The organism is Lentzea fradiae (assembly GCF_900100955.1).
GTDB classification, from domain to species: domain Bacteria; phylum Actinomycetota; class Actinomycetes; order Mycobacteriales; family Pseudonocardiaceae; genus Lentzea; species Lentzea fradiae.
Genome location: NZ_FNCC01000011.1, coordinates 34,667 through 59,339, shown reverse-complemented (window position 1 = coordinate 59,339; position 24,673 = coordinate 34,667). Strand labels below are relative to the sequence as shown.

At 70.4% G+C, this 24,673-nt stretch carries 31 protein-coding genes; 19 read left to right on the top strand and 12 right to left on the bottom strand.

Annotated elements, in window-relative coordinates:
• Nucleotides 1–21: 21 nt before the first annotated feature.
• Nucleotides 22–633: a hypothetical protein gene (locus tag BLT23_RS25755; RefSeq protein ID WP_090053172.1), complete on the top strand. Its 612-nt coding sequence runs from the start codon at nt 22–24 to the stop codon at nt 631–633.
• Between the two features lie 52 nt (nt 634–685).
• Nucleotides 686–961 (top strand): hypothetical protein, encoded by a 276-nt coding sequence (locus tag BLT23_RS25750; RefSeq protein WP_090053170.1) that lies wholly within the window; start codon nt 686–688, stop codon nt 959–961.
• A 10-nt stretch (nt 962–971) separates the two neighbouring features.
• Here the strand turns inward: BLT23_RS25750 and BLT23_RS25745 are convergent, their stop codons facing one another.
• Together BLT23_RS25745 and BLT23_RS25740 are read right to left on the bottom strand one after the other, a co-directional pair.
• Nucleotides 972–1,826, bottom strand: coding sequence for a ParB N-terminal domain-containing protein (locus BLT23_RS25745; RefSeq protein WP_090053167.1), 855 nt, complete (start codon nt 1,824–1,826; stop codon nt 972–974).
• The gene (locus BLT23_RS25740; RefSeq protein ID WP_090053164.1) at nt 1,816–2,484 is read right to left on the bottom strand and encodes a metallophosphoesterase family protein; all 669 of its coding nucleotides are present in this window, start codon (nt 2,482–2,484) and stop codon (nt 1,816–1,818) included. Before BLT23_RS25740 ends, BLT23_RS25745 begins: the two co-directional genes overlap by 11 nt.
• A gap of 64 nt (nt 2,485–2,548) precedes the next feature.
• Between BLT23_RS25740 and BLT23_RS25735 the strand changes: the two genes are divergently transcribed.
• Complete coding sequence (locus BLT23_RS25735) at nt 2,549–3,637, top strand: DUF2332 domain-containing protein (RefSeq protein ID WP_090053161.1); 1,089 nt, start codon at nt 2,549–2,551, stop codon at nt 3,635–3,637.
• Here the strand turns inward: BLT23_RS25735 and BLT23_RS25730 are convergent.
• Together BLT23_RS25730 and corA are read right to left on the bottom strand one after the other, a co-directional pair.
• Nucleotides 3,621–3,998 carry a hypothetical protein gene (locus BLT23_RS25730; protein ID WP_090053159.1) on the bottom strand — a complete coding sequence of 126 codons (378 nt, stop codon included), beginning with the start codon at nt 3,996–3,998 and terminating at the stop codon, nt 3,621–3,623. The two genes, BLT23_RS25735 and BLT23_RS25730, sit on opposite strands and share 17 nt — an antisense overlap.
• A gap of 141 nt (nt 3,999–4,139) precedes the next feature.
• Complete coding sequence (gene corA / locus BLT23_RS25725) at nt 4,140–5,219, bottom strand: magnesium/cobalt transporter CorA (RefSeq protein WP_090053811.1); 1,080 nt, start codon at nt 5,217–5,219, stop codon at nt 4,140–4,142.
• A gap of 286 nt (nt 5,220–5,505) precedes the next feature.
• On the opposite strand from corA, the gene BLT23_RS25720 reads away from it, so the two are divergent.
• Both BLT23_RS25720 and BLT23_RS25715 read left to right on the top strand, forming a co-directional pair.
• Nucleotides 5,506–6,009 (top strand): MaoC family dehydratase, encoded by a 504-nt coding sequence (locus BLT23_RS25720; RefSeq protein ID WP_090053156.1) that lies wholly within the window; start codon nt 5,506–5,508, stop codon nt 6,007–6,009.
• A gap of 1 nt (nt 6,010) precedes the next feature.
• A complete protein-coding gene (locus BLT23_RS25715) occupies nt 6,011–7,009 on the top strand; it encodes a DUF2332 domain-containing protein (RefSeq protein ID WP_090053154.1) in 999 nt (332 codons plus the stop codon).
• A 37-nt stretch (nt 7,010–7,046) separates the two neighbouring features.
• Here the strand turns inward: BLT23_RS25715 and BLT23_RS25710 are convergent, their stop codons facing one another.
• Complete coding sequence (locus tag BLT23_RS25710; RefSeq protein WP_090053809.1) at nt 7,047–7,460, bottom strand: NUDIX hydrolase; 414 nt, start codon at nt 7,458–7,460, stop codon at nt 7,047–7,049.
• A gap of 81 nt (nt 7,461–7,541) precedes the next feature.
• Between BLT23_RS25710 and BLT23_RS25705 the strand changes: the two genes are divergently transcribed.
• From BLT23_RS25705 to BLT23_RS25690, 4 genes are all read left to right on the top strand, one after another.
• Nucleotides 7,542–7,760 carry a hypothetical protein gene (locus tag BLT23_RS25705; protein ID WP_090053152.1) on the top strand — a complete coding sequence of 73 codons (219 nt, stop codon included), beginning with the start codon at nt 7,542–7,544 and terminating at the stop codon, nt 7,758–7,760.
• Nucleotides 7,761–7,824: 64 nt separating this feature from the next.
• Entirely contained in the window at nt 7,825–8,385 is a 561-nt protein-coding gene (locus BLT23_RS25700) for a PH domain-containing protein (protein WP_090053150.1), read from the top strand.
• A 36-nt stretch (nt 8,386–8,421) separates the two neighbouring features.
• Entirely contained in the window at nt 8,422–9,279 is an 858-nt protein-coding gene (locus BLT23_RS25695; protein ID WP_090053148.1) for a PHP domain-containing protein, read from the top strand.
• The gene (locus BLT23_RS25690; RefSeq protein ID WP_090053145.1) at nt 9,233–9,907 is read left to right on the top strand and encodes a MarC family protein; all 675 of its coding nucleotides are present in this window, start codon (nt 9,233–9,235) and stop codon (nt 9,905–9,907) included. Before BLT23_RS25695 ends, BLT23_RS25690 begins: the two co-directional genes overlap by 47 nt.
• Before the next feature lies 1 nt (nt 9,908).
• Here BLT23_RS25690 and BLT23_RS25685 read toward each other — a convergent pair whose 3' ends face one another.
• Complete coding sequence (locus BLT23_RS25685; protein ID WP_090053143.1) at nt 9,909–10,211, bottom strand: ArsC/Spx/MgsR family protein; 303 nt, start codon at nt 10,209–10,211, stop codon at nt 9,909–9,911.
• Between the two features lie 59 nt (nt 10,212–10,270).
• On the opposite strand from BLT23_RS25685, the gene BLT23_RS25680 reads away from it, so the two are divergent.
• The gene (locus tag BLT23_RS25680; RefSeq protein WP_090053140.1) at nt 10,271–11,107 is read left to right on the top strand and encodes a RecB family exonuclease; all 837 of its coding nucleotides are present in this window, start codon (nt 10,271–10,273) and stop codon (nt 11,105–11,107) included.
• A 96-nt stretch (nt 11,108–11,203) separates the two neighbouring features.
• Nucleotides 11,204–11,506 carry a hypothetical protein gene (locus tag BLT23_RS25675; protein WP_143036039.1) on the top strand — a complete coding sequence of 101 codons (303 nt, stop codon included), beginning with the start codon at nt 11,204–11,206 and terminating at the stop codon, nt 11,504–11,506.
• A 291-nt stretch (nt 11,507–11,797) separates the two neighbouring features.
• On the opposite strand, the gene BLT23_RS25670 is transcribed toward BLT23_RS25675, so the two are convergent.
• From BLT23_RS25670 to BLT23_RS25660, 3 genes are read right to left on the bottom strand one after another with little or no spacing between them, the layout of a single operon-like run.
• The gene (locus BLT23_RS25670; RefSeq protein ID WP_090053133.1) at nt 11,798–12,676 is read right to left on the bottom strand and encodes an alpha/beta fold hydrolase; all 879 of its coding nucleotides are present in this window, start codon (nt 12,674–12,676) and stop codon (nt 11,798–11,800) included.
• An 8-nt stretch (nt 12,677–12,684) separates the two neighbouring features.
• On the bottom strand, nt 12,685–14,025 hold the full coding sequence (locus tag BLT23_RS25665; RefSeq protein ID WP_143036038.1) for an Rv3212 family protein: 1,341 nt from the start codon (nt 14,023–14,025) through the stop codon (nt 12,685–12,687).
• 5 nt (nt 14,026–14,030) lie between these two features.
• Nucleotides 14,031–15,659 (bottom strand): DEAD/DEAH box helicase, encoded by a 1,629-nt coding sequence (locus tag BLT23_RS25660; RefSeq protein WP_090053130.1) that lies wholly within the window; start codon nt 15,657–15,659, stop codon nt 14,031–14,033.
• Nucleotides 15,660–15,827: 168 nt separating this feature from the next.
• On the opposite strand from BLT23_RS25660, the gene BLT23_RS25655 reads away from it, so the two are divergent.
• Both BLT23_RS25655 and BLT23_RS25650 read left to right on the top strand, forming a co-directional pair.
• Entirely contained in the window at nt 15,828–16,469 is a 642-nt protein-coding gene (locus BLT23_RS25655) for a ferritin-like fold-containing protein (protein WP_090053127.1), read from the top strand.
• A 43-nt stretch (nt 16,470–16,512) separates the two neighbouring features.
• A complete protein-coding gene (locus BLT23_RS25650) occupies nt 16,513–16,737 on the top strand; it encodes a DUF3107 domain-containing protein (protein WP_053739329.1) in 225 nt (74 codons plus the stop codon).
• A gap of 70 nt (nt 16,738–16,807) precedes the next feature.
• Here BLT23_RS25650 and BLT23_RS25645 read toward each other — a convergent pair whose 3' ends face one another.
• Nucleotides 16,808–17,134 carry a DUF4873 domain-containing protein gene (locus tag BLT23_RS25645; protein WP_090053124.1) on the bottom strand — a complete coding sequence of 109 codons (327 nt, stop codon included), beginning with the start codon at nt 17,132–17,134 and terminating at the stop codon, nt 16,808–16,810.
• Entirely contained in the window at nt 17,134–17,817 is a 684-nt protein-coding gene (locus BLT23_RS25640; RefSeq protein ID WP_090053122.1) for a TetR/AcrR family transcriptional regulator, read from the bottom strand. The genes BLT23_RS25645 and BLT23_RS25640 overlap by 1 nt, the downstream gene beginning before the upstream one ends.
• Before the next feature lie 61 nt (nt 17,818–17,878).
• On the opposite strand from BLT23_RS25640, the gene BLT23_RS25635 reads away from it, so the two are divergent.
• Nucleotides 17,879–18,766: an AurF N-oxygenase family protein gene (locus BLT23_RS25635; protein WP_090053119.1), complete on the top strand. Its 888-nt coding sequence runs from the start codon at nt 17,879–17,881 to the stop codon at nt 18,764–18,766.
• Nucleotides 18,739–19,533 (top strand): alpha/beta fold hydrolase, encoded by a 795-nt coding sequence (locus BLT23_RS25630; RefSeq protein ID WP_245744171.1) that lies wholly within the window; start codon nt 18,739–18,741, stop codon nt 19,531–19,533. Before BLT23_RS25635 ends, BLT23_RS25630 begins: the two co-directional genes overlap by 28 nt.
• A gap of 60 nt (nt 19,534–19,593) precedes the next feature.
• Here the strand turns inward: BLT23_RS25630 and BLT23_RS25625 are convergent, their stop codons facing one another.
• Nucleotides 19,594–20,223 carry a TetR/AcrR family transcriptional regulator gene (locus BLT23_RS25625; protein ID WP_090053116.1) on the bottom strand — a complete coding sequence of 210 codons (630 nt, stop codon included), beginning with the start codon at nt 20,221–20,223 and terminating at the stop codon, nt 19,594–19,596.
• 127 nt (nt 20,224–20,350) lie between these two features.
• On the opposite strand from BLT23_RS25625, the gene BLT23_RS25620 reads away from it, so the two are divergent.
• The 4 genes from BLT23_RS25620 (at nt 20,351) to BLT23_RS25605 (ending at nt 24,625) form a co-directional block, all read left to right on the top strand.
• Nucleotides 20,351–21,304 (top strand): alpha/beta fold hydrolase, encoded by a 954-nt coding sequence (locus BLT23_RS25620; protein WP_245744170.1) that lies wholly within the window; start codon nt 20,351–20,353, stop codon nt 21,302–21,304.
• Nucleotides 21,305–21,329: 25 nt separating this feature from the next.
• Entirely contained in the window at nt 21,330–22,328 is a 999-nt protein-coding gene (locus BLT23_RS25615) for a DUF3152 domain-containing protein (RefSeq protein ID WP_245744169.1), read from the top strand.
• Between the two features lie 79 nt (nt 22,329–22,407).
• A complete protein-coding gene (gene moeZ, locus BLT23_RS25610) occupies nt 22,408–23,580 on the top strand; it encodes an adenylyltransferase/sulfurtransferase MoeZ (protein WP_090053109.1) in 1,173 nt (390 codons plus the stop codon).
• Nucleotides 23,581–23,827: 247 nt separating this feature from the next.
• Nucleotides 23,828–24,625 carry a TIGR02569 family protein gene (locus tag BLT23_RS25605; RefSeq protein WP_090053107.1) on the top strand — a complete coding sequence of 266 codons (798 nt, stop codon included), beginning with the start codon at nt 23,828–23,830 and terminating at the stop codon, nt 24,623–24,625.
• The last annotated feature ends 48 nt before the right edge of the window (nt 24,626–24,673 follow it).

Below are 24,673 nucleotides of genomic sequence, written 5' to 3'. Positions count from 1 at the left end.
GTGGTCGGGGGAGGGATCGCGATGGATCTGACGGGGCGGGTCAAGCGGCGGGTGCGCGTCTACTTCCGGGCGGAGGACGCCGAGGAGGCGCTGGCGGAACTGGCCGGTGCCGGGATCGGTCACCCGGAGGCCGAACGGCTGCACGCGGCCATCCTGCTGGCCTCGGTGACGAGCCTGGCGAAGCTGAAGGAGCTGGTGGCGCTCAGCCGCGCGGACCGGCGCGCCGTGCTCGCGGAGGGCGGGGTCCTCGACGGTGACTGGCGTGACCGCGTCCGGCGTGAGCTGGGCTCGTCAGGCGCTCCTCCTGGACCTGTGTCCGCACGGGTCGCGGCCCGCGTGCACCGGGACTTCCCGGCGAAGCAGGTGGACGAGGTGGTGCGGGAGCTGTCGACCGGCTACGCGTGCGACGCCGGGGACGACGAAGCGCTGAAGGCGCTGGCGGAGCGGATCCAGGCCGCAGCGGTGCTGGGCGCCAAGGGCGACCTGCGGCGCTTGAAGTCGTTCGTTCACGAGAGCCACGTGGACCCGCGTGACACGTTGATGGCCGCGGATGGCGCGTTGGCCCACGAGGACTGGGCCGAGGTGCTGCGCCGGGAATTCCCCGAGCCGGGCCCGCGCAGGAAGAAGAGGTGAGTGCCGCCGTGCGGCGGTGATCGGGATCGTCGCACAGCGGTAGGTTCGGCCGGTGGACGTGTCGGAACGGGTCGCTGCTCGCGTGCGCGGGGACTTCCCCGCGGAACAGGTGGACGAGGTGCTGCGGGAGGTCGCCCGCACCGAGACCGGCAACCAGGACGTCGAACGGGTGCAGGCCGCGGTCGTGCTGGCCGCGCGCGGTGACCTGGAGCGGCTGACGCGGCTGGTCGAGCTCAGCCACGTCGACTGGCGCGACCTGCTCATGGCCGCCGGTCTCGGTCACGGGAACTGGCCGGAGCTGCTCGACGAGGAGCTCGGCCCGGCCTGACGGTGCGGCGTCAGCCGCGGCGCCCGCGGGTCTCCTGGCGGACGGCGTTGATCACGTCGGCGTCCCAGCGGTGCGTCCTGATCAGCCGGTACCGCTCCTTGGCGACCCACATGTACGCCTCGGTCTCGGTGCGGTCGCCGATCATGTCCGCCTGCCGCAGCATCGCCACGACCGGCTTGTACTCGTCGGAGTACCAGCGCCGGGCGATCTCCGCGCGGTCCAGGAACGTGCCGGTGTCCTGCATCAGGCGGAACCCCCACGCCTCGACGTGCTCGCCCAGTTCGGCGTAGTCCCACGGGTCGGACAGCACGACCGCGGCACGGGCCTCGCCGCTGAGCGGCACCCTGTCCAGGAACAGCCGCCGGTAGTCCTTCACGATCAGGTCGCCGCGGTAGCGGATGCCGGACGAGTTGATCCGCGTGATCACCTGCGTCACGTACGCGTCGATGACCGTGAGGCCCAGCGCGTGCGCGACCGAGACGCGGTGGTGGCCGTCCATGATGAAGTGCAGCTCACCGATCCGGTACACCTCGATCGGCGGCACGTTCTCGCCGCGGCGCGCGGCCAGCGCCAGGCGCTGCCAGCGTTCCCGGACGCGGCTCGAGGTCGGGCGGAAGCGGCGGTCGAAGTCGCGGGTGCGGTCGACGCTGCCCACGATCGAGTCGAGCCGGATGGACTGCAGGCCCAGGCGCTTCTCCGACACCATGCCCAGTGCCTCCACGACCTCGTGGAACGGCAGCATGATGTTCACGTCGTCCGGCTCGCGGCGCAGCCAGGCCGCCAGCCGGGACATCACCTGGCGGCGGCGGGCCCGCTGGAAGTCGTTCTCGGCGTCGGCGACGGGGAAACCCGTGTCATGTCTCATCGTTGCCTCCCGGGATGTCCAGCACCTTGTGCCCCACGACGTTGACCAGCCTCGTCGGTCCCAGCACCCGGTCGGGGCGCGGCACGCCGTGCGGGTGGATGTGCCCGTGGAGCAGGAACGACGGCCGCAGGCGCGAGACCAGGCCGTGCAGGCACTCGAACCCGCGGTGGGGAGGGTCCGGCTCGTCCCCGCAGCCCGCCGGCGGCGAGTGGGTCAGCAGCACGTCCACGCCACGTCCGTCCCGCAGCCTGCGCCACCCCGCCAGCCGGGACACCCGGCGGGCCCGGCGTGCCTGCTGCCGTTCCGTCCACTGGTTCGGCCCCTTGTTGTAGCGGATCGAACCACCGAGGCCCGCGATGCGCAGCCCGGCCACGTCGACCACGCGTTCGTCGGCGTTCACCGCACCGGCGGGGCCCGGCCAGCGCGCCGGCAGGCCGGCCTTGGTCCACAGGCCGCGCACGTTCGTGTAGCCGGACAGGTCGGTGTCGTGGTTGCCGGGCACGAACACCAGCGGTCTCTCCAGCGCGTTGACCAGGAACTCCAGGTAGTCGAACGGCAGGTCACCGGCCGCGAGGACCAGGTCGACCCGGTAGGACCGCACCTGCTCGGTCCACAGCTGTTCGACGACCTCGTCCGACACCGCGAGCACCCGCACCATCCCAGCAGCGTAATGAGGCTTTCTCCGGATGACGCGGGACAGCGCTCCCATTAGCGTCAACGCCGTGCTTGCCGAGTTGTTCACCGCGGCCGCCGACACGTGCCGCGACCGCAGCCCGCTGACCGGGCGGCTGCTGGACGACGCCGCGGACGACCTCCGCCGCGGCGGTGTCACCGCGCGGATCATGGCCGGTTCCGAACGCGACCGCGAGGGAACCGTGCCCGGTCTGCGGTTCGCGGGCGCCGTGCACCGGCTCGTGCTCGAAGGCCGTGCGCAGGGCCTCGCGAAGCACTACCCGACCGTCGGCGGCTCGCCGCACCTGCCGACGCTGTGGCAGGACGCGCTGCCTGCCCTGGAGGAGCACGCCGACCTGCTGCGGCAGCGGGTTCAGGCGACGGTCGTGCAGACCAACGAACCGGGCCGCAGCGCGCCCCTGTACGGCGGGCTGCTGGTCGCCGCCCAGGAGGCCGCGAAGGCGGCGGGCAGGAGCGTGCCGTTCTGCGTCCGTCTGCTGGAGATCGGCGCGAGCGGCGGGCTCAACCTGCGCCCGCACCACGTCGGCTACCGGCTGGAGGACCGGGTGCTCGGCGACGAGGACAGCCTCCTCGTGCTCGACCCGGAGTGGACCGGCAGGCCACCGGCTGACCTCGGCCACCGGCTGCGCGTCGTCGGACGGGCGGGCTGCGACCTCAACCCGGTCGACGTGTCCACAGAGGACGGACGGCTGCACCTCAGCTCGTTCGTCTGGGCCGACCAGCTGGAGCGCTGGCGGCGGCTGCGCGACGCGCTCGACCTCGCGGCGACCGACCCGGTGAGGGTCGACCGGTCGGCGGGCCCCGAGTGGCTCGCGCAGCGGCTCGCCCGCGTCGAACGGGACGTGCTCACCGTCGTGTGGCATTCGGTGGTGTGGCAGTACGTCTCCCCGGCGGACCGGGCGATGGGCAGGGCCGTGCTGGCCGACGCGGCGGCGAAGGCGACGCCCACGACACCGCTGGCGCTGCTGGTGTTCGAGCCGCGCCGCGTGGACGGCCCGGACGCGGAGTACCGGTTCGAGCTGCTGCTCAAGCTGTGGCCGGCGGGCATCTCGTTGAACCTGGGGCACGGCGAGGGGCACGGCACGCCCTTCACCTGGGACGTCACCCGGTGGGAGTGAGCACCGGGTTCACCACGAACCGGCCGTCGTGCACCTCGACCGGCAACCGGAACTCCGCGCGCGTCCCGGCGTGCGTGTACTCGACGACGACAGCGCCGTCGCGGTAGGAACCGCGCTCGACCCGCGTGCCGCGGAAGTGCTCGACGGTCGACTTGGCGACCTCTTCGCCACCGGCCGAGAGCAACGGCTCCAGCTTGTGGAAGTCCTGTGCGCGCAACGCGTTCGTCACGCTCACGGCCAGCTCGTCCGGCGACTCCTCGCCGGGTTCCGGCCAGAAGGCGATCGACACGAAGACCATCGCGAGCCAGCCCACCGCGAACACGATGATCCAGAACCGCAGGTTGGTCAGCCGGCGGCGCACGTCAGGGCGTTCCGCTGATCAGCACGAAGACGGTGGTGATCCAGCAGAGCAGGAAGGCGAGGATCCAGAAACGGATGTTGGTGAGCAACCTGGGCACGGCGAACCTCTTCTGCAACCGAGAAAACGCGAACGAAACCGGAACTACAGCCAGCGATTTCGGCGCAGTATTCGGTAGAGCGTCAGGCACGCCACCAGGACCAGGCTCATGATCAGCGGATAACCGAACTTCCACTTCAGCTCGGGCATGTAGTCGAAGTTCATCCCGTAGACGCCGACCACCATCGTGGGCACCGAGATGATCGCGACCCACGAGGTGATCTTGCGCATGTCGGTGTTCTGCTGCAGCGTGATCTTCGCGAGCGTCGCGTCGACCAGCGTCGTCAGCAGCTCGTCGAACGCCGTCACCCGCTCGGACACCTCGGTGAGGTGGTCGTCGACGTCGCGGAAGAACGCCCGCACCTGCTCGGGGATGAGCGGCGTGTAGCCCTCCGCCAAGCGCCGCAACGGGTTCGCGAGCGGCATGACCGCGCGGCGCAGCTCCACGACCTCGCGCTTGAACATGTAGATCTGCTCGGCGCTCACCTCGGTGCGCGGCGCGAAGACCCGCTCCTCCATGCGGTCGATGTCGTCCTCGATGTGGTCCGTCACGTCGAGGTAGTTGTCCACCACCTGGTCCGCGATCGCGTGCAGCACCGCGGAGGGACCGATCTCCAGCCGCTCGGTGTCCTCCTCCAGCACGTGACGGAGCTTCGACAGCCCCGAGTGGTTGCCGTGCCGCACGGTGATGACGAAGTCCTTGCCCAGGAACACCATGATCTCGCCGGACTCGACGATCTCGTTGGCGGAGTCGGGCGAGGAGTTCGTGACGTAACGAACCGTCTTGAAGACCATGAAGAGCGTATTGTCGTAGCGCTCCAGCTTCGGCCGCTGGTGCGCGTGCACCGCGTCCTCCACGGCCAGCTCGTGCAGCCCGAACGTGTCCGCGATGCCCTGGATCTGCTCGGCGTCCGGCTCGTGCAGCCCGATCCAGACGAACCCGTCCTTGCGCCTGCGCACCTCTTTGACGGCGTCCGTGTGCGTCCAGCGGCCCGGCAAACGCTTGCCGTCCACGTAAACGGCGCAGTCGACCACGTAGTGCGACAACGGCACGGGCACGTGCGGGACGTGGCCCGTGGCACCCCGCTGGGAGCCTCTTCCGCGGATCGAGGGAAGGCTGGGCATGGTGAGTTCCTCCAGGTACACACGCCGGCGTGGAAGTGCGAAAGCACGACGGGCGCCCTGACCGAGGAACTCAAACGTTCCAGAAGGAACTAGAAGATCACCTCGGTGAGGACGCGCTTGGTACTGGCAGGGTGGGGGTCCTTGCTCATTTAGGGGTCCTCACCTCCTCGGGGCGAAGTCACTGGTGGTGGAAATCCTCACACACCGGTTGCCGAGGGTACTCCCTCCGTGTGAAGACTGTCTTCCCACCCGGGACAGATCTCGATCACACGTAGTTGGAGGAACGGTGCAGTTCGGTCGGTACTACGAGGAGTTCGAGGTCGGAGCGGTTTACAAGCACTGGCCGGGCAAGACGGTGACGGAGTACGACGACCACCTGTTCTGCCTGCTCACCATGAACCACCACCCGCTCCACATGGACGTGAACTACGCGGAGAACACGACGGACTTCGGCAAGAACGTCGTCGTCGGCAACTACATCTACTCGTTGCTGCTCGGAATGTCCGTGCCCGACGTCTCCGGCAAGGCCATCGCGAACCTGGAGATCGAGTCGCTGCGGCACGTGAAGCCGACGTTCCACGGCGACACGATCTACGGTGAGACCGAGGTGCTCGACAAGACGCCGTCCAAGTCCAAGGACGACAGGGGTGTCGTCTACGTGGAGACTCGGGGCTACAAGCAGGACGGCACGGTCGTGTGCATCTTCAGGCGCAAGGTCATGGTGCCGAAGCGGTCCTACGGCGAGTCCCGCGGTGGAGAGCAGCCTGGGCGCCCCGAACCCAAGGAGTGACGTGACGACCTCTCTGGACCTGGCACAGCGACGACTGCGCGCGTTCGCGGAACAGGCGGCGGGCATCTCGCCGCTCTACGAACACCTGGCTTCGCGTGCCGCCGAGGATCCGGAGGTCGCCGGCCTGCTGACCGCCGCCACCGAGGAGAACGCCACCGGCGAGCTGCTCCTGGCGGCGGCGCACCGGCTCGTGCAGGCCGAGCCGTTCCACCAGCTCTCCAACTACTACCCGTCGCTGGGCGGCACCTACGGCGCGGACGAGAGCACCTGGCCGTTGTTCCGCGACTTCCTGCTGGAACGCGGCGACCGCGTGCGGGCGCTGGTGGGCTCGCAGGTGATCCAGACCAACGAGGTGCGCCGCGCCGCCCTGCTCTACCCGGCCGTCGCCGCCGCGGCGAAGCAGGCGGGCGCGCCCATCGGGCTCGTGGAGGCCGCGACGACCGCCGGTCTGCTGCTCGGGCTCGACCAGTACTCGTACCGCTACCAGACCGCCGAGGCGGGCCAGGTCGTCGCGGGCCCCGCCAAGGCCGCGCTCGGCCTGCACTGCGCGCTGGAGCTCGCGCCGGGCGCCGCGCTGCCAAAGCTGCCGAAGACCGTCAAGGTGGCCGCGAAGGCGGGCATCGGCGTCGCCCCGGCCGACCTGACCGACGAGGACGCCTACGCGTGGCTGGAAGCCTGCGTGTGGGCGGACCAGCCGGAGCGCCTGCGCCTGTTCGGGGTGGCCTGCGGGGTGCTGCGCAAGAACCCGCCCCGCCTGGTGGCGGGCGACCCGGTCGAGGACCTCGCCAAGGCCGTCGAGCCGATCGACGCGCCGGTCGTCGTCATGACGAGCGGGTCCGGCCTCGACCTCGTGCCCGCTTTGTCGGCTTTGGGCAGACCTGCGTGGTGGGCCGCGCACGAGGAGGGCGAGCTGCGACTGGTCCGAGTGCGTGAATCCGAGGTCTCCACGACCACTCTCGCGACCACCGAGGCCCACGGGCAGCGTCTCGTCTGGCGCTGAGGAGGCGCGGGAGCTGTCCCCTTTCGCGTGAAACCGATCAGGCGCGGGGCAGGCAGTTCCAGTCTGAGAGCGCTCCCAGGAGGCCGTCGGTGAGCGGCAGTGTGGCCAACGTCGCACTGTCGGCCCAAGCGACCTCCGATGCGTCGTCGCCCGCTCGGAGCACACCCGCCGTGACCTGGCATTCGTAGTCGTGGATGGCGTAGAGCCCGTTCGGGGCCGGTCGCTCGACGCTGCCGACGAGCCGGCCCACGGTGACGGAGAGTCCCGTCTCCTCCGCGACTTCCCTAGTCACGGCGTCACTGTCCGTCTCCCCAGACTCCACTCGCCCACCTGGGATCGACCACCTGCCCTCACCAGGCGGATTGGCGCGTCGCACGAGCAGGAGTCGCCCGGACGAGTCATGCACGATCGCACCGACACACCGGATGACTCGCCGATCGCTACCCGTCACAAACACGAAGCGTAGTCACACCGGAACGGCGGTGCTGTCCACTACCCCGGCTGCGGTACAAATCTCCCGAGGTGCCGGATCGTGCTGTACAACGGTCACGAACGGCGCCAAACGGGTGCGAACGCGGACGGGGTGGACACCGTGAACTTGAAGAAGATTCTCACTTTCGCCGGAATCGCCTTGCTGCTGTTCTTCCTCATCGCCGAGCCGCAGCAAGCGGCTCAGCTGGTGCAGAACATCCTCAACTCGCTGCGAACTGCGGCTGAGGCCCTGATCACCTTCGTGCGACAATTGTTCTAGGCCCAGGGGTTCGCCGCGGGGCAGGGACAAGGGCACTGGCTGGTCAGGGAAGGGCTGGTAGCGCATGTTCGCACCACGTGATCCGGACGACTACCTGCTGTCGAGCGAGCGTCGGGTCATCCGGGTGCGCAGGCACTGGTCCTACCTGGTCTGGGACGTCCTGGAGGCGGCGGCGCTGCTCGCCGGCTTCATGATGATCTCGTACCTGCTCCCGGCGGACGCGAGCCTGCTCCAGAACGTGCTGTGGTACGGAGCGCTGCTCGTGCTGCTGCGGCTCGCGTACTTCATCATCGAGTGGTGGGTCGAACGCATCGTCGTCACCGACAAGCGGTTCATGCTGACATCGGGCGTCTTCGAGACCAAGGTCGCGATGATGCCCATCAGCAAGGTCACCGACCTCACCTACGAGCGCACCGTCGGCGGGCGCATGCTCGGCTACGGCACGCTCATCGTGGAGTCGGCCGGTCAGATCCAGGCGCTCAACCGCCTGGAGTACCTGCCGGACCCCGAAGAGGTGTACGACGCCATCTCGGAGCTGACCTTCGGCGACAAGAAGGCCCAGGCCGAGCGCTTCTCGATGATCAAGGCCCAGCGGGCGGCGCGCGGGAAGAAGATGGTCCCGTAGCGGAGCCGGTTTCCGGCGTCGTCCACACTGGACGTCGTGGCCATCGATCTGCACACCCATTCGACCGAGTCCGACGGCACCGACAGCCCCGCAGACCTCGTGAGGGCGGCGGCACTGGCAGGACTCGACGCGGTGGCGATCACCGACCACGACACCGCCGCCGGATGGGCGGAGGCCGCCGCGGCGCTCCCGCCCGGTCTCAAGCTGGTGCGCGGCGCCGAGCTGTCCTGCGCCTCGCCTGACGGCTACGGCCGCACGATCACCGTTCATCTCCTGGCGTACCTCTACGACCCGACGCACGCCATGCTGATGAAGGAGCAGTCCCGGCTGCGCGAGGAACGGCGGCACCGGCTGCAGAAGATGGCCGAGATGATGCGGGCCGACGGCTTCCCGATCGACCCGGTCGACCTGATGGCCCGGCTGCCCTTCGACGCCCCCGCCGGTCGCCCCCACCTCGCCCAGGCGCTGATCCGCGCCGGTGTCGTGACGTCCGTCGACGAAGCCTTCGCCACCTACCTCACCGGCGGCCAGTACTACGTCGGCCGCACCGACACGCCCGTTGAACGCGCCATCGAGATGATCACCGAGGCCGGCGGCGTCACCGTCCTCGCCCACCCGTTCGCCCGCTCCCGCGGCCCCGTCGTCGCACCCTCCGTCGTGCGCGAGCTCGCCGAGATCGGCCTGGCGGGCGTCGAGGTGGACCACCCCGACCACGACGAGGAGACCCGCGCGTCCCTGCGGGCGCTCGCCGGCGAGCTCGGTCTCGTGATCACCGGGTCGAGTGACTACCACGGCACGAACAAGACGGTCCGGCTCGGCGCGGAGACGACCGCGCCGGAGATGCTGGATGCTCTGGCCGACAGGGCGACAGGCGCCGAGATCCTCGTCGGCTAGGGCGGTGGGCAGCGTGGTGGACGTGCGGCTCTACATCGAGGCGACCATCACGCTGCTCGTGATCATGGACCCGCCCGGAACCGTCCCGGTCTTCCTCGGCCTGGTCGGCCGCAAGTCCCGCGACGCCCGCAAACGCGCCGCACGGCAGGGCGTGCTCGTGTCGTTCCTGGTGATCACGCTCTTCGCCGTCGCGGGCAACTCGATCCTCGCGTACATGCACATCGGCATCCCCGCGCTCCAGGGCGCGGGCGGCCTCCTGCTGCTGCTCATCGCGCTCGACCTGCTCACCGGGAAGGGCGCGACCAACCACCCCGAGGTGGAGGACGTCAACATCGCCCTCGTGCCCCTCGGCACCCCGCTGCTCGCGGGCCCCGGCGCCATCGCCGCGACCATCGTGTTCGTCCGCCAGGCGGGCGGCGACTGGGCCTCCTACCTCGCCCTGGCCGCGGCGATCGTGACCGTGCACCTCGTCCTGCTGGCGACGCTGCGCTCCGCCGGCCTGCTGATCAAGGTGTTCAAGGAGAGCGGCATCCTGCTGATGGCCAAGATCGCGGGCCTCCTGCTGGCCGCGATCGCCGTGCAGCTCGTCGCGTCGTCCGTGCAGGGGTTCATCACGAACGGGGTCTAGCTCAGCGTTCGATGCGGGCTTCGTCGCCGTCGATGACGATCGGCCGCTCGATCAGGCTCGGGTTCGCGACCATGTGCGCGATCCACTTGCCGCGGTCGTGTTCCAGGCCCTTCGGGTACGCGGCTTCCTTGGTGCGCGCGATCTCCCACGGCTGTTTGCCGAGCTTCGTCAGCACCTCGTCCAGCTCGTCGGCCGTCGGCACGTCGTCGAGGTAGCGCCGCTCGGTGTACTCGGCCCCGCTCTCGTCCAGCCGCTGCTTCGCGGCGCGGCTCTTGGAACAGCGGGGGTTGTGCCAGATCTCCATGCCGGGAATCTAGCTCTCCCCGGCCGGGACTGTCGGGGGTGCTGAGTAACTTGGGCGGGGTGGAACAACTCGGCTTCGACTTCGGGGTCCAGCCCCGCAAGCTGGTGCGCGTCACGCCCGCGAAGCTCGCGACGTGGACGGACTGCCCGCGCCGCTTCCGGATGACGTACCTGGACCGTCCCGCGCCCCCGCGGGGCGGCGCCTGGGCGCACAACACGCTGGGCGCCGTGGTCCACAACGCCCTGAAAGCCCTCTTCGACCTCCCGCCCGAGCGCCGCACCCCAGAGCAGGCCGTGGCGCTCGTGAACAGGCAGTGGAAGTCCGAGGGCTTCCGCGACGCCGACCAGGCAGCCGAGTACCGCGGCCGGGCCTGCACCTGGGTGCACGACTACGTCTCGTCGCTGGACGTCGACTTCGAGCCCCTGGGCGTCGAACGCTGGGTCAGCTCCCCGACCGACCGCATCGTCGCCGAAGGCCGCGTCGACCGCATCGACCACCGCGACGGCGAGCTGGTGATCGTCGACTACAAGACGGGGCGCCACGTCCTCACCTCGGACGACGCGCGAGGCTCCCAGGCCCTCGCGTTGTACGCCCTGGCGGCCCGTCGCACCCTCCGCAAGCCCTGCCGCCGGGTCGAGCTCCACCACCTGCCGTCCGGGACCGTCGCCGCTTGGGAGCACACGGAGGAGTCGCTGGCCCGGCACGTGCGCCGGGCGGAGGAGGCGGCTGACGAGATCGATCTGGCCACCGAGACCTTGAAGGCCGGTGGGGATCGGGAGATCTTGTTCCCGCCGGTGACGGGGCGGCAGTGTCAGTGGTGCGACTTCCGGCGCAGTTGTGCCGAGGGGCAGGCTGCTGCTCCGCCGTTGGAGCCGTGGGACTTGCTGGCGCCGTAGCGGACGGTGGTGTCGTGGTCATCGGGCTTGAGGAGGGCGGGCTGATGTCCGGATGTGTCGCGCTCGGTGTGCGGGTGGGGCCGTAGGGTGGCGGGCGTGGACGTGGAAGCAGCAAAGCGGCCGTCGCGGGCCTATGGAATCCTGCGCGCTTTGAGCGGCGTGCTGGCGGTGGGGCTGGTGCTCCTCGCGCTGGGCAACATCGGCGTCCAGTTCTACGCGAACTCCCGGGATCTGCCTGGGCCTGGGACTTTGTCCGTTGTTGCCCATGTGGTGGCTGCGTTGCTGGCCGTGGGGGGCCAGATCGTGGCTGATCGGTATGCGGACTGGAAGGCTCCTGTTTCGTCGCTGGTTGTTTTTGTGGTGGCAGCGGGGACGTTGTGGACGTTCTGGTGGGCATAGAGGGCTGACCCACGGCCGGGCCGGGGTTTCCGTCCACACGGGACGGAGCCGGTGAGGGGTGTGGAACGAGGAAGTTCCCGGAGGCAGAGCGTGTTGGTGGGCATCGCGTCCGACAGCCGGGACGGCCTCGGCCGCACCGGCGGGTTCGAGACGGTCACGGCCGACAGCCGGGCGTTCAGCCTGCTGACGCCCGCGTTCGCGAAGGCGGAGGTGCGTGGCTACCCGAACGTGGTCGCCCGGGACGAGCGCGAGATCCGGATCAGCTTCCAACCGAAAAGGGGATCGAAGACCTCAGGAGCTGAGCCAGGCTCGCCAAGTCGGGAGCAGGGTGGCCATGAGTTCGTGCGGTGCCTCGGTGTTCGGGGAGTGCATCACGCCGGGGAGTACGGCGAAGTCGGCGTCCAGCCGTTCGGCCATGTCGCGTTGAACGGCTGGGCTCCACGCGTCGTCCGTGTCGCCGCACACCACGAGGCACGGCGTGCCGGTCGAGCGGAGGGTGCGGGCCAGTTTCGCGACCTGGTCGGGTTCCTCGCGCAGGCCGTTGCCCATGCCGAGGAGAGCCGCGGCAGGGGAGTTCAGGAACCTGGCGCGGTAGAAGTCCTTCAGCTCTTGCGGCAGGACGGCCCACGCCGGGTTTTGGGACGAGCGCAGCTCGTTCAGCTTCTGCACGCCTGCCACGCCCTGCTCGGCCAGCACGTGCTCGCCGACCTCCAGGGCTGTGCGGCGGTCACCGGCGGGGAGTTCCGACGGGCCCGACGACATCAGCGTCAGGCCGGCGATCGGGGCGCCCGCGAAGACCGCCGCCCTGCACACCAGGCCGCCGTAGGAGTGGCCCAGCAGCAGGACCTTCCGGCCGTCCGCGGCGATCTTGCCGACCAGCTCGGCGACCACCGAGCCCAGCGGGCCGGGGCGGTAGAGCGCCTCGTCGCCGGGGCCCGGTGAGTGCTGCTGGCCCGGCAGGTCGATCGCGACCACCTCGAACCCGGCGTCCGCGATCGGGTCGAGCATCGGCGCGAAGTCCTCTTTGGACCCCGTGTAGCCGGGGACCAGCAGCGCCGTCGTGCGCACCGCGTCGTCGCCCATCGCGGGCGCGCGCAAGGCCGCGATCGTGCCGTACCGGCCCTGGAGGTCGACGCGGTGTGCCCGGTGCGGGCTGAGCTGCGAGTGCACGAGAGGAACTATCGCAGCGCGACCAGGGTTCCGCCACGCTGCTCGAGCACGACGGACCCGGCTGTGGCGAGTTGCACAGGGCCGGTGTGGCCCTCGCGGTCGAGCTTGACCGTGCCCACGACCTCGCCGGTGGCCTGCTCGTACACGCGCAGACCGTCCTGCACCGGGATGACCGCACGGCCCGCGAGGGTCGTGCCGGCGCCCAGCGTGCCGTCCGCCGTCCACTGTGGAGTGAGGGTCTCCAGCGACAGGGCGACCGTCTTCGAGCCGGAGAACCAGAAGACGTTGGTCTTGGTCGTGAACGCGCGCGTCACGTGGTTCGGCGGCTCGGTGAAGTCGGCGTCCGGCACGTCGAGCGGCTTCTCGGTGATCTGGTTGCCGCTCTCGGCGTCGAACACGAGCAGGCGGGCCGGGTTCGGCACCGCCACCGCGACGAGCTTGTCGGTGACCGCCACGACCTGTGAGCTCTTGCTGCCGGTCAGGACGCTCGCGAACACCTGGGGCTGGTCGGAGTGCTCCGGGTTCGGCTTGAGCACCGAGACCCGGTCGGACGCGTCGTCCGGGCAGCGCTCGATCAGCGCGAACCGGCCGGACGACACCGCGACCGAGCCGTACGTGCAGCCGGTGCGCGGCTGCTTGCCGGGGTTCACGATGGCGCGCAGGGTGCCGTACTCGAGCGACCTCACCAGGTCGTCGCGGCGGTAGACCTCGAGGAACTTCGAGCCGGTGGTGATGAGGTGGGAGCCCTCGTTGAGCAGGGCCGTTCCCGGTTCCGCGTCGCCGTTGCGCTGTGCGCGGCGCTCGCCCGTCACGCCGTCGAGCGAGGTGAGCTCCGAGCAGTTGGTGCCCTTGGAGTACAGGGCCATCGCCCGGCCCCAGGCCGTGCTCACCACGCACAGCGGCAGGTCGCGCTCGTACGTCCACCGCACGTCGCCGGTGAGGGGATCGCGGCCGTGGACGGTGCCGCCGTCGCCGGTGACGACCGACGACGGCTTCTCCTCGCCCGTCTGGGGCGCTGCGCTCAGCACGACCGCGGGGGACTGCGTCGCCCCGCTCGGCGCACGCCACACCTCCGACAGCGTCGGGGGAAGAGCCGCTGCCTCGGGCAGCGGTTCCCACGACGACGGCCCCGTGACCGACGTCGTGGCCCGCGCGTCGCTGAACGCCCACGTGAGGACGGACGCGACGAGCGAGACGACGGCGATCAGCGCGAGCGCGACGAAGTCGGCGCGGGTGCGCCAGGACCGGGCTGGCGGGCGTTCGACGGGCGAGGACTCGGCTTCGGCCTCGTGAGAGGGCTCGTCGAGGACGTCCTCGACCTCGGTGACGTCGGAACCGGGGGACGACATGGTGATCAGTCTGCCGAAGGTGCGGCCTGTTCGGCAGAGGTTCGACGACGACGGCGCCGGCGCGGCTTGTCGGAGGCGGGCTTGTCAGCCGGTTCGGACGACGCCGCCTCGGCCGGCTGCCCCTCCTCCGCTACGCCGCCACGGCTGCGCGTGCGGGTGCGCGAACGCTTCGGACGGGTTTCCTCGCTCGCCTCCGGCGCCTGCTCGCGGCCGGTGGTGGAGCCGGTGCGGCGCCGGCGCTGCTTGCGCTTGCCCGAGTCGAGGTTCTCCTCCTCCTCGGCGTCGAGCCCGGCGCGGGTGCGGTGGCTCAGCGGCAGCCTGCCCGTGGAACCGGACGGGATGCCCAGGTCCGCGAACAGGTGGTCCGAGGTGGAGTAGGTCTCGACCGGCAGCGGCTGGCCGAGGCCGAGCGCCTCGTCGACGGACCGCCAGCGCGCCGTCTCGTCCCAGTCGACGAACGTCACGGCGACACCGGTGCGCCCGGCACGGCCCGTGCGGCCGATGCGGTGGACGTAGGTCTTCTCGTCCTCGGGGCACTGGTAGTTGATGACGTGCGTCACGTCGTCGATGTCGATGCCGCGCGCCGCGACGTCGGTGGCCACCAGCACGTCGACCTTGCCGTTGCGGAACGCCCGCAGCGCCTTCTCGCGCGCGCCCTGGCCCAGGTCGCCGTGGACGGCCGCCGCGGCGAACCCGCGTTCGGTCAGGTCGTCCGCGACCTTCTGCGCCGTCCGCTTCGTGCGGGCGAACACCATCGTGAGGCCGCGGTCGCGGGCCTGCAGCACGCGGGCCAGCATCTCCGGCTTGTCCATCGAGTGCGCCCGGTAGACGAACTGCGAGGTGTTCTCGTGCGTCTGGCCCGCGTCGTTCTCCTCGGCACGGATGTGCGTCGGCTGGTTCAGGAACGTGCGGGCGAGCGTGATGATCGGGCCCGGCATGGTCGCGCTGAACAGCATCGTCTGCCGCTCGTCGGGGACCATCGTCAGGATGCGCTCGATGTCGGGCAGGAAGCCCAGGTCGAGCATCTCGTCGGCCTCGTCCAGCACGAGCATGCGGACCTTGCCGAGCACCAGGTGGCGCTGCTCGGCGAGGTCGAGCAGGCGGCCGGGCGTGCCGATGACGACGTCGACGCCCTTGCGCAGCTGCGCGATCTGCCGCTCGTAGGGGATGCCGCCGTAGATCGCGGCGACCTTCAGGTCGAGGTGCTTCGACGCGTCGGTGAGGTCGTGCGCGACCTGGAGACACAGCTCACGGGTGGGGACCACCACAAGGGCCTGCGGGGTGCCGTCACCGGGGGTCTCGACGCGGTGCAGCAGCGGCACGCCGAACCCGAGGGTCTTGCCGGTGCCGGTGCGGGCCTGGCCGATGACGTCGTCACCGGCGAGCGCGATGGGGAGCGTCAGCTCCTGGATGGCGAACGTGCGTTCGATGCCGGCTTCGCCGAGTGCCCTGACGATCTCGTCACGCACTCCCAGCTCGGCGAACGTGGGGGTGCCGGACTGCGCAGGGGCGTCTGCCAGCAGGGGGTGCGACGTGTCCTGGGCGGGGACGCCTGTCTCGGAGTGCTCCAGCAGGACGGGGTCCGGATGTGCTTCTACTTCAGCGGTCAGGATGATCAGCCTCTCTCGTACCAAGCGCGTACGAGCCCTGGCCGGGCCTCTCGACCGCGCTCGGGAATCAGCTGCGGGAAAGGTGTACGCGCACCATTTCGTGCGCCTCGCGGCGGTTCGTCACACTCGTCACGCCGGGCGTCGATCCCATTCTACCTGCCAAGACGCATTTGACCACTAGAGTTCGCAAGCATGGGTGTTGCGGAGGGTGTTGTCGATCTTCTGGGAGCGCTTGCGTACGGCGAGCTCTCAGCCTTCGACCGGATGACCGAGGACTCGCGATCGGCGCCGACGCTGGCGGGCAGGGCGGCGCTGGCGCAGATGGCGGCGGCGGAGATCGGCCACTTCACGCTGCTGCAGAAGCACCTCGCCGCGGAGGGTGTGGCGGTCGAGGACGCGATGGCGCCGTTCGTGAAGGGCTTCGACGCGTTCCACGAGTCGACCAGCCCCAAGTCGTGGCTCGAGTCGCTCGTGAAGGCGTACGTGGGCGACGGCCTGGCCGCCGACTTCTACCGCGAGATCGCCGAGTGGCTCGACGAGCCGACCAAGGAGCTGGTGCTCCACGTGCTCGCCGACACGGGACACTCCGCGTTCGCTGAGCGCGAAGTCCTGGCCGCCGTCGAGTCCGATCCGCGGGTCCGCGACCGGCTCGCGCTGTGGGGCCGCCGGCTGCTCGGGGAGGCGTTGACGCAGGCCCAGTACGTGGTGGCGGAGCGGGACGGCCTCTCGGAGCTGATCATCAGGGGGTCCGGCGACCTCGCCGGGATCGGGCAGCTGTTCCGCCGTCTCCAGCAGTCGCACGCGCGGCGCATGACGCAGCTGGGTCTGGGCTAGGTAGGCTCGGGATCAGTTTTTTCTCTTGAGCACGGAGGTCAGCGTGGAGGTCAGGATCGGCGTCGCGGACAGCCCGCGGGAACTCGTCGTGACCAGTGAGCTCAACCCGTCCGAGGTCGAGGCTCTGGTGGCGGACGCGGTGTCCGGCAAGTCCAGCGTGCTGTCGCTGGTGGACGCCAAGGGTGCGCGGTTCGTCGTGCCCGCTGGCCGCGTCGCGTACGTGGAGATCGGCCCGCAGGACTCGCGCAAGGTCGGGTTCGGAGCCTGAGTCGTACCGCGGAAAGCCCTGGTCAGGATTCCCTGACCAGGGCTTTCTCGGGTTCGGCGCGTGGCGTCTTTCAGTGCGTGGCGGGCTGCACGATCTCGTAGGGCGGTGTCGAGGTGCCGCCGACGCGGTAGCGGCCCCACGGGTCCTGGTCGGTGAGCGTGGTCCGCGCCTCGCCGCCGGGGGTGCGCAGCAACGCCGACCGCGCGCCGCCCTCGACGCGGGCGGTGACCTCCTCGTCCGCCTTCACCCGGCCGTACCAGTGGAAGCGGCCGTCGATCGGCTGGAAGTGGCCGCGCAGGTCGACCTCGACGGCCAGCTCCCCACTGTCGAAGACGAGGGTCGCCGGACCGGTGTAGCCCTCTTCGTCGTGCTCGTGCTCGTGCTCGTGCTCGCTCATCAGTCCACCAATCGCAGCGGGGTGAGGGGCTTCTCCGGGTCCGCCTCGACGCCCGCCGAACGCAGCAGCCCGTCGATGGCGTGCCAGATGAGGGTGGCGAGGTAGTCGCTGAGGTTCGCGCGGGACATGGTCTGGCGGTCGAGCCACCAGTCGCCCGCGTTCTGCACCATGCCGACGAGCGCGTGCGCCCACGGCTCGGCGCCGCCCGAGTCCATGTCGAGCGCGCGCAGGTAGTCGCCGAGGATGCGGGCGAGCGCCGTCGCGATGAGGTTCTTGTCCTCGGCGACGACGTCCTTCTCCACCGGCCGGTCGACGAAGGACCCCTTCACGACGAACCGGTAGAGGTTCGGGTTGTCCTCGACCACCGACAGGTAGGCGTCGACGATCTGCTCGATGCGGCCGCGGATCGGGCCGTCGGCGAGCAGCGCGGGACCCATCCGGTCCATCAGCAGCTCGGTGGCCCGCTGGCCGACCGCCAGGTACAGGTCGGACTTGTCGGTGAAGTGCCGGTACAGCACGGGTTTGCTGACGCCCGCCTCCGCGGCCACGTCGTCCATGCCGACGTCGGGGCCCTTCCTGGCCACCGCGGCGATCGTGGCCTCCACGAACTCCGCCCTGCGCTGCTCGCGGTGACCCTTCCACCGCTCGCGCCGCGCGTCCGGCCCCTTGACAGTGCGTGCCATGTGACGCACGCTACCAGAAGTAACCGTTACCTCAAGTAACACTTACTGGGAGGGGCAACCGATGAGGGTCGCCGATCGGGAGAAGACAGCGGAACGGCTGCTCAAGTCGTCCGCCGAGAAGTTCTACGACCCCGAGGTGGACATCGACTGGTCAGCGCCGCTGGCCGACGGGCTCTTCTACCTCCCCGAGCAGCGCATCTCGCTCTACGGCACACCCCTCTACGAGTCGCTGACCCCCGAGCAGCGCATCGAGCTGTCCCGGCACGAGCTGGCGTCCATCGCCTCGGTGGGCCTGTGGTTCGAGCTGCTGCTCATGCAGATGCTGGTGAAGGTCGTCTACAACAGCGACCCGACCACGCGGCACGCCCAGTACGCGCTGACCGAGGTCGCCGACGAGTGCCGGCACTCCACGATGTTCGCGCGCCTGGTCGAACGCGTCGGCTGCCCCGCGTACGGGCCGACGAGGAGCACGCACCGGCTCGGCAAGCTGCTGCCCGTCATCGGCTACGGCCCCGCGATGTACGGCTCGATCCTCGTCGCCGAGGAGATCCTCGACCGCCTGCAGCGCGAGGCGATGAACGACGAGACCGTCCAGCCGATCGTGCGGATGGTCAACCGCATCCACGTGCTGGAGGAGGCCCGCCACGTGCGGTTCGCCCGCGAGGAACTGCTGCGCGGCATGGCGGAGCTGAAGGGGTTCGAGAAGCCCTACCAGCGGTGGCTCATCGCCTTCACGTCGCTCATGATCACCCGCGCGCTCATCAACCCGCGGGTCTACACCGCCGTCGGGCTGGACGCGCGCGAGGCGCACCGGCAGGCGCTGGGCAACCCGCGGTTCCAGGAGACGATCCGCTGGTCCGGCGAACGGATCATGTCGTTCCTCGACGAGGCCGGACTGGTGGGAAGGCCGGGGATGCGCTCGTGGCGCCGCTCGTTCCTGCTCGGCTGAACGTCGTCACGTCCGGGGAGGCGGACTCGGACGTGACCGCCGTGCTGCTGCACGGCTGGACGATGGACCTGACGACCTGGGACCGGGTGGCGGCGACGCTGCCCGGCCGCGTGGTCCGCTACGACGTGCGCGGCCACGGCCGTTCGGAGAGCCTCACCGGGACGATCGCCGAGCTGGCGGACGACCTGGCCGCGGTGATCGAAGAACACGCTCCCACGGGACGGCTCGTGCTGGCCGGTCACTCGCTCGGCGGCATGACGGTGATGGCGCTGGCCGAGCAGCGGCCCGAGCTGTTCGACCGCGTGTCCGGGGTGGCGCTCGTCGCCACGTCGTGCGGCGACCTGCCCCGGCAGAGCGCGGTGGAGAAGCTCGCGGGGCGGTGGATCGGCGCCCGGCCCAAGGTCGGGTTCGGCCGCGTGCTCGCACCGGGCCTGCGGGTGACGTTCGGGCGCAGGCCGCGCTGGGAGGACGTGCGCGCCGCCGCGGCGATGGCGGGCAACACCTGCGGTGCCGCGTTCGCGGGCATCCGCGAGGAACTGACGCTGCACCAGCGGAAAGAGGCGCTGGCGGTGCTGTCGGACATCCCGACGGTCGTGCTGGCGGGCTCGTGGGACGTGCTGACACCGATGCGGCACGCGCGGGTGCTGGCCGAGGCCCTGCCGTCGGCGGAGTTCGTGATCTACCCGCGCGCCGGGCACATGCTGCCGCTGGAACGTTCGGAGGACGTCGCGAGACGGATCGCGGCCCTGATGAACGGACGCCGCTGAACGGAAGACGACGAAAGGGGCCCCTCGCGGAGGGGCCCCTTCGACGTTGTCAGTCCCCGCTCAGTGCTGGAGCGGGAAGCCGCCGCCGATGCCGCGCCACGCCAGGTTGGAGATCAGCGCGACCGCCTCCTCCTTCGGCACCCGGCGGTTGTCCGCGAGCCATGACCGGGCCGTGACCTGCGACAACCCGACCAGGCCGACGGCCAGCAGGCGGGCCCGCTCGGGGTCGAGGCCCGCGTCCGCGGTGATCGTGTCGGTGATCGCGTCGACCGAGTCGGTGGTGGCGCGCTCGACCGCCTCCTGCACGGCGGGCTCGCCGCGCAGGTCGGACTCGAACACCATCCGGAACGCCTGGCCCTCGCCGTCGACGAAGTCGTAGAACGCGGCCACCGCGGCGCGCACGCGCAGCTTGTTGTCCGTCGTCGAGCCGATGGCGGTGCGGACCCTGCCCACCAGCTCGTCCACGTGGGACTCCAGCAGCGCCATGTACAGCTCGAGCTTGCCGGGGAAGTGCTGGTACAGCACCGGCTTCGACACGCCCGCGCGTTCGGCGATCTCGTCCATCGCCGCGGCGTGGTAGCCGTTGGTGACGAACACGTCCTGCGCCGCCGCCAGCAGTTGCGCGCGTCGTGCGGTGCGCGGCAGTCGAACGCCCCTTCCCGCGGGTGCGCTCTGCGCCGTCTCCGTCATGGTGCCTCCAGCACGAGTGATCCTGCCGTCGTTCCGGGGTTGCCGGTCCGGGGCGTGAGCGCAACCTTACTCGCTGGTAGGGCGCTCCCGGGAACCATCCGGGCGTTCTTTCCCGCATCCTGGTCTGGTGAGCACGTTGATTCCCGCCCCGCTGTCCTCCGCCGAGCTGCCCCCTCTCGACACCTCGCAGAAGCCGTGGCCCGGCGAGCTCGTCCAGGTCGATGGCCACGAGGTGCACGTCAGGGCCACTCCCGGCGAGGGACCGGCCGCCGTCTACGTGCACGGGCTCGGCGGGTCCGCGACCAACTGGACCGACCTCTCGGCCCAGCTGCGCGGGCACGTCCGCGGCTTCTCGGTCGACCTGCCGGGGTTCGGCCGGTCCGAGCCGGTCCCCGGCTACGACTTCAGCCTCACCACGCACGCCCGCACCGTCATCGCCTACCTGGAGACGTTCGGCGAGCCCGTGCACCTGTTCGGCAACTCGATGGGCGGCGCCATCTCCGTCATCGTCGCCGCCAGCCGCCCCGACCTGGTCAGGACGCTCACGCTGGTGTCACCCGCGGTGCCCGACCTGCGGCCGAAGCTCGACCGCATGTCCGACCCGCGGATGGCGCTCGCCGTGCTCCCGGTGGTCGGCGCGAAGGTCCGCCGCGAGCTCGCGAAGCTCACCCCGCAGGACCGCACCCGGCAGATGATCGAGCTGTGCTTCTCCGACCCGAGCCTGGTGCCCGACCACCGCATCGAGGAGTCGATCAGCGAGAACGAGGAACGCGCCCGGCAGCGGTGGGCGGCGCAGGCCCTCAACCGCAGCACGCTCGGGCTGATGACGAGCTGGCTCACGCCCGGACCGAAGTCGCTGTGGCGGCTGCTGCCGCGGGTGCAGGCGCCCACGCTCGTGCTGTGGGGCGAGCACGACCGGCTCGTCAGCGTGCGCAAGGGCCCGCGCACCGCGAGGCTCCTGCCGAGGGGACGGCTGCTGGTGCTGCCGAACACCGGGCACGTCGCCCAGATGGAACGGCCGGCGACCGTCGCCAGGGCCGTGCTGGGCATGTGGGAGGCGGTGGACAGGAGCACGTGGTGAGACGCGATGTGGGACCCTGGTGGACGTGAATCGCGCCCCCGAGCGAGGACGAACTGATCCGCCAGCTGACCGCTACCGCCGTGGCGAGCGCCGGACCAGCGCGGAACCGCTCGCGGCCGCCTGGGAACCCGAGAACGCCGCCGCCCCGCGGCGCTCGTCCCGGCGCCGCGGGCTGAAGCGGCTCATCGCCGGCTACGGCTGGCGGATCTACGCCGTCCCGGTGCTGCTCGTGCTGACCGCGCTCGTCGTCCTGGACACCGTCCAGCCGGGCACGATCCCCGAACAGGGCGTCTCCGGCGCGGGCAACGCCTCCGAGGCGCCGGTGAGCACGCCCGAGGCCCCGCCGACCGAGGTGCAGGCCCAGAAACCGCAGCTGAACATCCCGACCGCGGAGCTGCCGGCCGGTCCGGAGTTCTCGCAGGACGGCGTCGGCACGTTCAAGGTCATCGGCGGCAACGGCCCGCGGGTCGGCGAGGCGAACGCGCCCAAGTTCCGCAAGTACGCGATCGCCATCGAGGACGGCGTGAAGCCCTCCGACTACAACGACGACGAGGCGGCGTTCGCCCGCACCGTCGAGGGCTTCCTGTCCGACCCGCGCAGCTGGGTCGGCACCAAGACCGTCGCGCTGCAGCGGGTCGAGGCGAACCAGAACCCGGACTTCACCATCGCGCTGACCAGCACGAAGACCACGCACACGCTGTGCGGCAAGGAGATCCCGTTCGAGACCTCCTGCTGGCACCCGCAGACCAAGCGCGTGATCATCAACGTCGCCCGCTGGGTGCGCGGCGCGATGGTCTACAGCCGCGACCTGGCCGGCTACCGCAACTACGTGATCAACCACGAGGTCGGCCACGCGCTCGGCAGCGGCCACGCGGCCTGCCCCGAGAACGGCGCGCCCGCGCCCGTGATGATGCAGCAGACCTTCGGCGTCTCGAACGACTTCGTGTCCCTGCTCAACGCGGGCCAGGACGTGGTGCCCCCCGACGGCAAGGTGTGCACGCCGAACGCGTTTCCCGCAGGTTGAGACGGCTTTCCAAGCGGGAAGAGCCGAGGCAGGCTAGGCGTTGTCTCGGACACGGAGACATTCGTCGAGGAGGAGCAGCATGGCGCTTCCGCCGCTCGTTGAGCCAGCCGCGGAGCTGACCAAGGAAGAGGTCGCGCGGTACAGCCGCCACCTGATCATCCCGGACGTCGGGGTGGACGGGCAGAAGCGGCTGAAGAACGCGAAGGTGCTCGTCGTCGGCGCGGGCGGCCTGGGCAGCCCGGCACTGCTGTACCTGGCCGCGGCCGGGGTCGGCACGCTCGGCGTCGTCGACTTCGACGTCGTGGACGAGTCGAACCTGCAACGTCAGGTCATCCACGGCCAGTCCGACGTCGGCCGCCCGAAGGCGGAGTCCGCGCGCGACTCGGTCGCGGAGATCAACCCGTTCGTCAAGGTGGTCCTGCACCAGACGCACCTCAACTCCGAGAACGCGCTGGAGATCTTCCGCGACTACGACCTGATCCTCGACGGCACCGACAACTTCGCCACCAGGTACCTGGTGAACGACGCCGCGGTGCTGCTGGGCAAGCCGTACGTGTGGGGTTCGATCTTCCGGTTCGAGGGCCAGGTCAGCGTCTTCTGGGAGGACGCCCCGAACGGCCAGGGCCTCAACTACCGCGACCTCTACCCGGAGCCGCCGCCTCCCGGCATGGTCCCCTCCTGCGCGGAGGGCGGCGTGCTGGGCGTGCTGTGCGCGTCCATCGGCTCGGTCATGGTCACCGAGGCGATCAAGCTGCTCACCGGCATCGGCGACCCGCTGCTGGGCCGCCTGATGGTCTACGACGCGCTGGAGATGTCGTACCGGACCATCAAGATCCGCAAGGACCCGGCGTCGCCGAAGATCACCGAGCTGATCGACTACGACGCGTTCTGCGGGGTCGTGTCCACGGACGCGCAGCAGGCAGCCGCGGGCAACACGATCACGCCGCTCGAGCTGAAGCACAAGCAGGAGTCCGGCGAGGACTTCCTGCTGGTGGACGTCCGCGAGCCGCACGAGTACGAGATCGTGAAGATCCCGGGCTCGGTGCTCATCCCGAAGGACAAGATCCTGTCGGGCGAGGCGTTCTCGGAGCTGCCGCAGGACAAGCCGCTCGTGCTGCACTGCAAGTCGGGTGCCCGGTCCGCGGAGGCCCTCGCGGCGCTGCACCAGGCGGGCTTCAAGGACGCGGTGCACGTCGGTGGCGGCGTGTTGGCGTGGGCCCGCGAGGTCGACCCCAGCCTGCCGACGTACTGATCACCGGCCCGGGCAGCGCGGTACCCGCGCAGCCCGGCCCGGCCCCGCACGTCCTGTGCCGCACGCGGGGGCCTTTCGTACTGACTGATAGTACGAAGGGCCCCCGCGTGCGGCGGGGGAGGCGGGCGGGCGGTGCCGGATTGGGCCGAAAGCGGGTAAGGGGCGTTCGGCCCTTCGGGTGGCGGCACGAATTGCGGTGTGCTGCCTTCCACCACCCGGACGGTCTAAGCAGGTAGCGTGCCGAGCCGTGACCCGGTCCCCCGAACCGCCCCCAGCGCACGTGCGTGCGGCGTTCGGGGCCCGTGACGCCGAGCCGGAGCTGATCGACGGCGGCCCGGCGTGGCGGTGCGGTGACGCGACGATCCGTCCCGCGCCCAAGCCCGCCGAGGCCACCTGGATCGCCAAGACGCTCGACGGCCTGGACGTGCCGCACGTGCGCATCGGACGGCCGCTGCGGTCCACCGACGGCCGGTACGTCGTCGGCGGCTGGTCGGCCACCAAGTTCCTCGCCGGGCGCGCCGAGCCGCGCCACGACGAGGTGATCTCCGTCTCCCAGCGGCTGCACCAGGCCACGGCCGGGCTGCCGAAGCCGCGGTTCCTGGAGACGCGCACGGACGTGTTCGCCGTCGCCGACCGCAAGGCGTGGGGCGAGGAGGACGTGCCGCTCGACGCCGACCTCGGCGGCAGGCTGTTCGAGCTGCTCAAGGAGCGGCTGAAGCCGCTGGGTCTCAAACCGCAGGTGGTGCACGGCGACCTGTTCGGCAACGTGCTGTTCGCGGGCAACGCCCAGCCGGCCGTCATCGACTTCACCGCCTACTGGCGTCCCGCCGAGTGGGCGGCGGCCGTGGTCGCGGTGGACGCCGTGGCGTGGGGTGGCGCCGACTCGGGGCTGTTCCACCGGTGGAGCCACCAGGCCGAGTGGGAGCAGGCGCTGCTGCGCGCGATGCTGTTCCGGCTCGCCGTGCACGCGCTGCACCCGTTGTCAACGCCGCAGTCCTTTGCGGGCTTGGAACGAGCTGCTCACCACCTCACGGCCATGCTCTGAGCGGCCCATTTTCCCGGTACGAAACATTGCGGAGCTTCGGGTTAACGG